The 8060-nt window shown below is 76.9% G+C and carries 2 protein-coding genes; both read left to right on the top strand.

All coding sequences use genetic code 11. From position 1 onward, the window contains the following. A partial coding sequence (locus CLM62_RS47200) for a non-ribosomal peptide synthetase (RefSeq protein WP_143659297.1) occupies positions 1 to 4523 on the top strand: 4523 nt, incomplete at its 5' end. Next, positions 4520 to 8060, top strand: a 3541-nt coding sequence (locus tag CLM62_RS47195) for a beta-ketoacyl synthase N-terminal-like domain-containing protein (protein WP_179382528.1), incomplete at its 3' end; no start/stop codon positions are given. The genes CLM62_RS47200 and CLM62_RS47195, both read left to right, overlap by 4 nt.

Below are 8060 nucleotides of genomic sequence, written 5' to 3'. Positions count from 1 at the left end.
TGCCGCGCGCCGGCGGGCCCCTCCCGCTCCGCCCCGACGGCTGCTACCTGATCGCCGGCGGCACCGGCGGGCTGGGACGCGCCGTCGCCGACTCCGTACTGCGCCGGGTCCCCGGCGCCCGGATCGTCGTCACGGGGCGGGGTGCGGAGCACGGCCGCGAGGCGGGGGCGGGGCAGGTGACGTACTTGTCGTGCGACGTGACCGATCCCGAGGCGGTGGCCCGGCTGGCAGGTGAGCTGGACCGCCGGGGGCTGCGGGTCAACGGGGTGGTGTTCGCTGCGGGCGTGCTGCGGGACGGCTTCCTGCGGACGAAGACACCCGACGCCGTCGACACCGTGCTCAGGGTCAAGGCGCTGGGTGCCACGCTGCTCGACACGGTGCTGGCCCGGCACCCGCTGGACTTCTTCGCCCTCGCCTCGTCCGTCGCCGTGCACGTGGGCAACCAGGGCCAGTCCGACTACGCGTTCGCCAACGGCTTCCTGGACGGCTTCGCCGAGGACCGTGCCCGCCTGTCCGCCGCCGGGCTGCGGCCCGGGTGCACGCTCGCGGTCGGCTGGCCGGTCCTGGACGGCGGTGGCATGCGCCCCTCGGAATCGGCCCTCGGCTTCCTGCGCGAGACCTACGGCCTCACCCCGCTGCCGGTGGCCGAGGCGGCCGACGAGCTGTGGCGCCTCCTGGCCTGCGCACCGCCCGCCGACGGACCCGCCCACGCGGTCGTGGCCCACGGGGACCTCGGCCGCTGGAGCGAGGCCATCGGCGCCCACCCGGCCGCCCGTGCTTCTGCGAGGGGTGCCAAAGACCCGCGGACGGCGCAGGCCGCACCGCCGGACCCCGAAGGCGCACAGCGCGGATGCGAGCCCGCCGAGCCGGCGCCCGCCCCCGCACAGCCGACACCGGAACCGGCCGACGCGCACGCCGCGGCCGTACGGTGGCTGACCGCCGAGGTGGCGGCCGTCACGGGGCTGCCCGAGGACTCGCTGGCGTCCGACGCGCCCCTGGAGTCCCGAGGGGTGGACTCCATCTCGCTGATGCGGTTGGCCCGGCGGCTGGAGACCTCGCGCGGCAGGCTGCCGCGCAGCACCCTGTACGACCACGACACCATCGCCGACCTCGCCCGTGCGCTGGCGACCACGCACGGCACGGCCCTGGCGGCGGCCTCCACACCCCGGGGCGCCGCCACCCCTTCGGCCGAGCCACCGCAGGCCTCCCCGCCGCAGACCGCACCACCCGAGCCCGCGATCGGCTCCGATACGGCACCGTGGCCGCTGGCGGAACGTCATGTGCCGCTGTGGACGGCCGAGCAGGTCGCCGCGCCCGAGGCCCCCTACAACCTCTCCGTGGCCTGGCGTCTGCCCCCGGGACAGGACCGACGGACGGTGACCGCGGCCGTGACCCGGCTGCTCTCGCTCCACCCCGTCCTGGGCAGGCACATCGGCACGCACGCGGGATCGCTCTGCTTCCTGGCGCCCGGCCAGGAGGGCACGGGGGAGCTCCTCACCGTCCGCGAGACGACCCCCGGCCGGCTCCACGACGCCCTGCGGGACGAGGCCGCCCGGCGACTGCCGCTGGGCTCCGGGCCGGCGCTGCGGACGGTGCTGTGGGACGACGGCACGGACCGGGAGGTCCTCCAGGTGACCGTCCATCACCTGATGGCCGACGGCCGGTCGGTGGAGCTGCTCGGCGAGGATCTGGGCGCGCTGTGCCGGGATACGGAGCACCGGGGCGCGCCGGGAGAGCTCTTCGGCCGGTTCCTGGCGCAGGAGGAGGGCGAGGTCGCCGCCACCCGTGAGGAGGGCCTGCGGGCCTGGGCCGACCGGCTCCGCGACGCGCCGCCCGCGCCGAGGTTCCCCGGCGGCTCGCCGCGTGCCGGTGCCTGGGCGGCCGGACACGCGGAGTACCTGATGCCGGAGCACCTGCGAGACCGGCTGCGCTCGGTGGCCGACCGGCTCGGGGTGAGCGCGTTCACCGTCCACCTCGCGGCGTACGCCCTCGCGGTCTGCGCCGTCACGGGCCGCGGATCGCTGCTGGTCGCGGTGCCCACCTACGGCCGCCCGGAACGCGAGTACGACCGGACGGCCGGGAACTTCGTGAACTCCGTGCCGGTGCTGGTGCGTCCCGCGCCCGACCTGCCGCTGCGGCGCTGGCTGGCCGACCTGCAGGAGGAGGTCCGCTCGGCGCTGGCCCTCGCAGCCGTGCCCTACCCGTCGGTGGCGGAACTGTGCCGCCGTCAGGTCGGCGAGGAGGCCGTGCCGACGCTGACCTTCGCCTACCAGAACTGGCCCCGCCCGGCGGGCGCGCCGGAACCTCCCGGCGAGCGGGTGTTCATCCGGGGGCAGGGCGGCCACTGGGACCTGGGGCTCGAACTCAGCGAGACGCCCGACGGCGTCGAGATCCTCGCCAACCATCGCCTGGCCGCGCTGACGGGCCGGGAGCTCGACTCCTTCGTCGACACGTGGTTCACACTGGCGGGCGCGCTGGTCGCGGACCCGGACGCACTCACCGGGGACCTGCTGGGCCCCGACGCGCTGACGCTGCACGGCCGGTTCCGCCGCCAGGCCGCCAGGCGGCCGGAGGCCGAGGCCGTGCGCGATGCCTCGGGATCGCTCGACTACGCCGAGGTCGACCGGCGTTCGGCCGCGGTGGCGCGGGCGGTGCGCGCCGCCGGTGCCCGGCCGGGGGACCCGGTCGCCGTCCTCGTCGGCCGGGGCGCGCGACTGCCGGTGGCGCTGCTCGGCGTGCTCAGGGCCGGATGCGCGTACGTGCCGCTCGACGCCTCCCATCCGCCCGAGCGGCTGCGGCTGATCCTGGGCGACGCCGGCTGCGCCGTGGCCGTGACCGAGCGGTCCTCGGCCGGGCGGTTGGAGGGTGGCGGTGCGCCGGACGGCGGTGCGCCACTGAGGACCGTACTGCTGGACGATCTTCCCGAGGCGCCGCAGGACGAAGACCTTTCCCTGCCCGACGCGGCGGACGTGGCAGACGCGGCGGACGCGGCGGACGCGGCGGACGCGGAAGGCGGTCAGGGGCCGCTCGCCTACCTGATGTTCACCTCGGGCAGCACCGGGCGGCCCAAGGGGGTGGCCGTGGGGCATCGCAGCGTCCTGCACACCCTGGACGCCTTCCGGGACCTGATCGGCTGGACCGGCCGCGACCGGCTGCTGGCCGTGACGACGGCGAGCTTCGACATCTCGGTCCTCGAACTGTTCCTGCCGCTCGTGACCGGCGGCACCGTGGTGGTGGCCGACCGCGAGACCGTACAGGACACCTCACGGCTCGGACGGCTGCTGGACGAGGAGGACATCACCGTCCTCCAGGCCACGCCCAGCGGCTGGCGGCTGCTGCTCGACAGCGGCTGGCGCGGGCGCCCGGGCCTGACCGCCCTGTGCGGCGGGGAGCCGCTGCCGCCGTCACTCGCCCGGGACCTCGCCCCCGGGGTCGGCGCCCTGTGGAACGTGTACGGCCCCACCGAGGCCACGATCTGGTCGACGGCCGCCCGGCTGGCGCCCGGGGCTCCGGTGGTGCTGGGCGAGCCGATCGGCGCCACCGACCTGGTGCTGGTCGCGCGGGACGCGGACGGCAGGCCGTCGGCCGCGGCGGAAGGCGAGACCGGCGAACTGTTCATCGGCGGTCCGGGCGTCGCCGCGGGCTACTGGCGGCGGCCGGATACGACGGCCGAGCGCTTCACCGGGCATCCGCTGCTGCCCGGCCGTGCGGGGCGCTGGTTCCGTACGGGCGACCTGGTACGGCGTCCCCCGGGCGGCGGGCTGCATTTCGTGGGCCGTGCCGACGGCCAGGTGAAGCTGCGCGGTCATCGGCTGGAGCTGGGGGAGGTCGAGGCGGTGCTCGCCGACCACCCGCGGGTCGCGCAGGCGGTCGCCGTCACGGTCGGCGAGGGGCCTGCCACCCGGCTCCTGGCGGCGGTCACGCCCGCGCCCGGCGGTACAGCTCCGCCCACGGAGGAGCTGAGCGCGTTCGCGGCGCGAAGGCTGCCGGAGTGGATGCTCCCCCAGGGGATCCTCGTGCGGGACTCCCTCCCGCTCACCCCGAACGGAAAGACCGACCGCGCGGCCCTGACCCGGCTGGCCGCGAACGGCGACTCGGGGCCACCGCCCGAGGAGCCCGGGGACGGCACGGCACAACGGCCCCGGGAGGACGACATCTCCCGCCGGCTGACCGAGGAATGGGGGCGGCTGCTCGGGGTGGAGCGGGTGCCGTCGGACCGGGCGTTCTTCGCGCTCGGCGGCAACTCGGTGCTGATCGGCAGCCTGTTCGCCCGGCTGTCCGAACGGTTTCCCGGCGCGCGGCTGGAGCTCGCCGACCTGTTCGCACACCCCACGCTGGCCGGCCAGGTGCGGCTGCTCGCCGACCGCTTGGCCGGCGGCGCTCCCGCTCCCACCCTCGTCGCACCTGCGCCGACCGGGAACGGAGCGGCCCCCGCGGACGACCGGAAAGTGCCCTTCTCCGCGCAGCACCTGCGGCGGGAGCGCCGCCGTAGCGCGCGCCGCACCGCCACGGAAGCAGGATGACCATGAACCTCGCTCCTCCCGCCCAGCAGCCGACGACGGCCGTGGACGACCCGACGGCGGTCGCGGTGGTCGGCGTGTCCTGCCGGTTCGGCCCGGTGTCCGCACCAGACGCGTACTGGGACCTGCTGCTGCGCGGCGACACCGCGATCCGCAGCTTCGGCCGGGACGAGCTCCTGGCGCTCGGCCACCGCGCGGCGGACGTGGACGTCCCCGGCTTCGTCGCCGCGGGATGCCCGCTGCCCGACGTCGACGGGTTCGATGCGGCCCTGTTCGGGTTCAACCCCCGACAGGCCGAATGGCTCGACCCGCAGCAGCGCATCCTGCTGGAGCTGGCGTGGGCCGCCCTGGAGGACGCCGCCGTCGCCCCCGACCGCGTGCCGGGCCGCACGGCGGTGTTCACCTCCTCCGCCCGCCCCACCCTGCCCCCGGTGGGCATCACCGGGCTGGACGCGGCGGGCATGGCCCGCTTCTCCTCCGCGGACCGTGACTTCACCGCCACCCGCATCGCCCACCGGCTGGGCCTTTCGGGGCCCGCCCTGAGCGTCCAGACGGCCTGCTCCAGCTCACTGGTCGCCGTGCACCTGGCGGTGGAGAGCCTGCTGGGCGAGGAGTGCGACACCGCCGTCGTGGGCGCCGTGTCGCTGCATCTGCCGCAGGCCGGCTATCCCGCGCACCCGGAGATGATCCTCTCCCCCAGCGGCGTGTGCCGCCCGTTCGACGAGCGGGCCGACGGAACCGTGTTCGGCAACGGCGGCGGCGCGGTGGTGCTGCGCCGCCTGGCCGACGCGCTGCGCGACGGCGACCCCGTGCGGGCCGTCGTCCGCGGATCGGCCGTCAACAACGACGGGGCCGGCCGGCAGGACTACCAGGCGCCCTCCCCCGAGGGGCAGGCCGACGTGCTCCGGGAGGCCGTTTCCGTGGGCGGTGTGCCGCCGTCCGGCGTGGGCTACGTCGAGGCGCACGGCACCGGCACGCCGCTTGGCGACCCGGTGGAGTTCTCCGCCGTACGACGGGTCTACGGGGAGGGGCACGAGCCGTGCGCGCTGGGGTCGGCCAAGGCGGCGGTGGGGCACCTCAACACGGCGGCGGGGCTGGCCGGGCTCGTGAAGGCGGTCCTGGTGCTGGAGCACGGGCTGGTGCCGCCGCAGCACGGATTCGAGCGGCCCAACCCGCTGCTGGAGCTCGCGGACAGCCGGTTCTTCGTCCCGCGCGCGCCCGTCGCGTGGCCGGTGCCGCACGGGCCACGGCGTGCGGCGGTGAGCTCGTTCGGCATCGGCGGCACCAATGCGCACGTCGTCCTGGAGCAGTCCCCCCAGCCCGTCGCCTCCGGCGCGGATCAGCGGCGGGTTCCGGTGCCGCTCGCGCTGTCCGCCCGCACCCGGAAGGCGCTGCGGGAGGCTGCGCTGCGCCTCGCCGGTCATCTGGAGGGCCCGGGTCGCTCCCTGCCCCTCCCGGCGGTCGCCCGGACGCTGCGTGAGGGGCGCAGCCGCCTGCCCGAGCGGATGGCCGTGGTGGCCCGGGACACGGCGGAGGCGGTACGCCTCCTGCGCGCCCGCGCGGACGTGGACCCCGGCGACCCCTCCCCCGTGGCCGGCACGGACGGCGCCACCGAGCACTCGCGCGGGCAGACGCCCGACGGGCCGGCCCCGGCACCGTGGCGGGCCGCCGAGGCGTGGGAGACGGATCCGGACGCCGACTTCCCCGCACTGCCCGGCGAGACGGGGACGGAGCCGGTCACGCGGGTCCGTCTGCCGGTCTACCCCTTCGACCGGACCCGCAGCTGGCCGGTGTCCGCCCCGCAGGAGCAGGGGGCGGGGACAGCCCGGGACGGCGCGGACCCGGGCGGGTTCCGCGACTTGGTCGACCGCAACACCTCCACGCTCGACGGCGTCTCCTTCGAGCGCGACGTGGCGCCCGACGAGCCCCTGGTCCGGGACCACGTGGTGGCCGGCCGGCCTTTGGTGCCCGCCGCCGCCTTCATGGAACTGCTGCGGGCCGTGGCGGCCCGGGCGACGGGAGCGGAGCCCGGGTGCCTGGAGGACATCACCTTCCAGCAGGCCGCCGAGGCGGACCGGCCGCTCGTCCTGCGCGCGGAGGTCGCACGCCGGGACGGCGCGGTGGACCTCACCGTCACATCGGCCGCGCCCGGCACCGGCGAGGTCCACCACCACGTGACCGCCCGCGTGCCCCGGCAGGGCGCAGCGACGGGCCCAAGTGAGGCACGGCCGTCCGCGCCCGCGCCGGAGGAGATCCGTGCGCGATGTACCGGCAGCCTCGCGCCGCGGGACCTCTACGCGTCCTTCGAGCGGCACTCGGTGCGCTACGGGCCCGCCTACCGCGTGCTCACCGAACTCGTCCACGGGGAGGACGACGTCCTCGCCCGGCTGCGGGAGGCCGACGGGAGCGCGGGGCCGCCCGCCGTCGCCCTGCTGGACGGCGCGCTGCAGGCGGTGATGGGGTTCCTGACGAGGGGCGGCGCGGCCCACGAGCGGTATCTGCCGTTCGCGGTGGAGCGCCTGGAACTGTACGGCGCGCTGCCGCCGGGCGGCTTCGTCCACGTACGGCCCCGCCGGCTGGCCGGTGGCGGGGCGCGGGTGCGCAAGTTCGACGTCACGGTGCTGGCCGCGGACGGCACGGTGCGGACGCGGCTGACCGGGCTCGCCCTCCGCCCGACGGCGACGGCCGGCGTCGATGCGGACACGGCGTCCGGGGCCGAAGCCCCCGTCCGCGATCCCGAGGTCCACGTCCTGACCCCCGTGCACCTGCCTCTCCCCGCTGCTTCTCCGGCCGGTGCGGCGGCGGGCCGTCCCCTGGTGATCGGCGGCGACACCGACGCACACCAGGCTCTGGCACGGCAGTTGGGGCAGATCACCCACGAACCCGGGCTCGCGGACGGGGGCCCGGAGGAGGCCGTGCGCCGGATCGCGGAGCGCCTCCTCGGCGCGCGGGGCGCAACGGGCGAGCGGCCGGTCGTGCTGTGGCTGGGGGCGCATGTGCCGTCGGCCGGCACGGGGCACGCCGGGGACGGTCCCGGCTCGGTGACCGTCGGCCCCGGCACGGTGGCCTGGGCAGAGGCGGCGGTGGCGTTGCTGCGCGCCCTGCTGCGCCCGCTGGCCCGCACGGGCGCCGTCATCCGGGTGCCCTACCTGGCGTCCGACCCCGTCCAAGGGGCGACAGGCGCCGGTCTCGCGGCGCTCGGCCGCTCGCTCGCCAGGGAAAACCCGCGGTTCGATCTGTGCGCGGTGGGTCTGCCCGCCCCGCTCGGCGAGGGGGGCACGGCGGCGCTGCTGGCGCGCGAGCTCGGGCCGGGACCGGTCTCCCGGCACGTCCTGGTGGACGCGGACGGCCGCCGTCGTACGCCCGGTTACCGTCTGGCGTTCCCCGCTCCCGACGCCCGCCCGGCCTTCCGTAGGCACGGCAGGTACTGGATCCACGGGTTCGGCGGGCTCGCGGCCCGGCTCGCCGAGCATCTGCTGACGGCCCACCAGGCCGACGTGGTCGTCACCGGCCGCCGGGAGCGCGGCGCAGGCGACCCCG

The organism is Streptomyces sp. SA15 (assembly GCF_002291145.1).
GTDB lineage: Bacteria > Actinomycetota > Actinomycetes > Streptomycetales > Streptomycetaceae > Streptomyces.
This window is presented reverse-complemented; position numbering and strand designations above follow the sequence as displayed.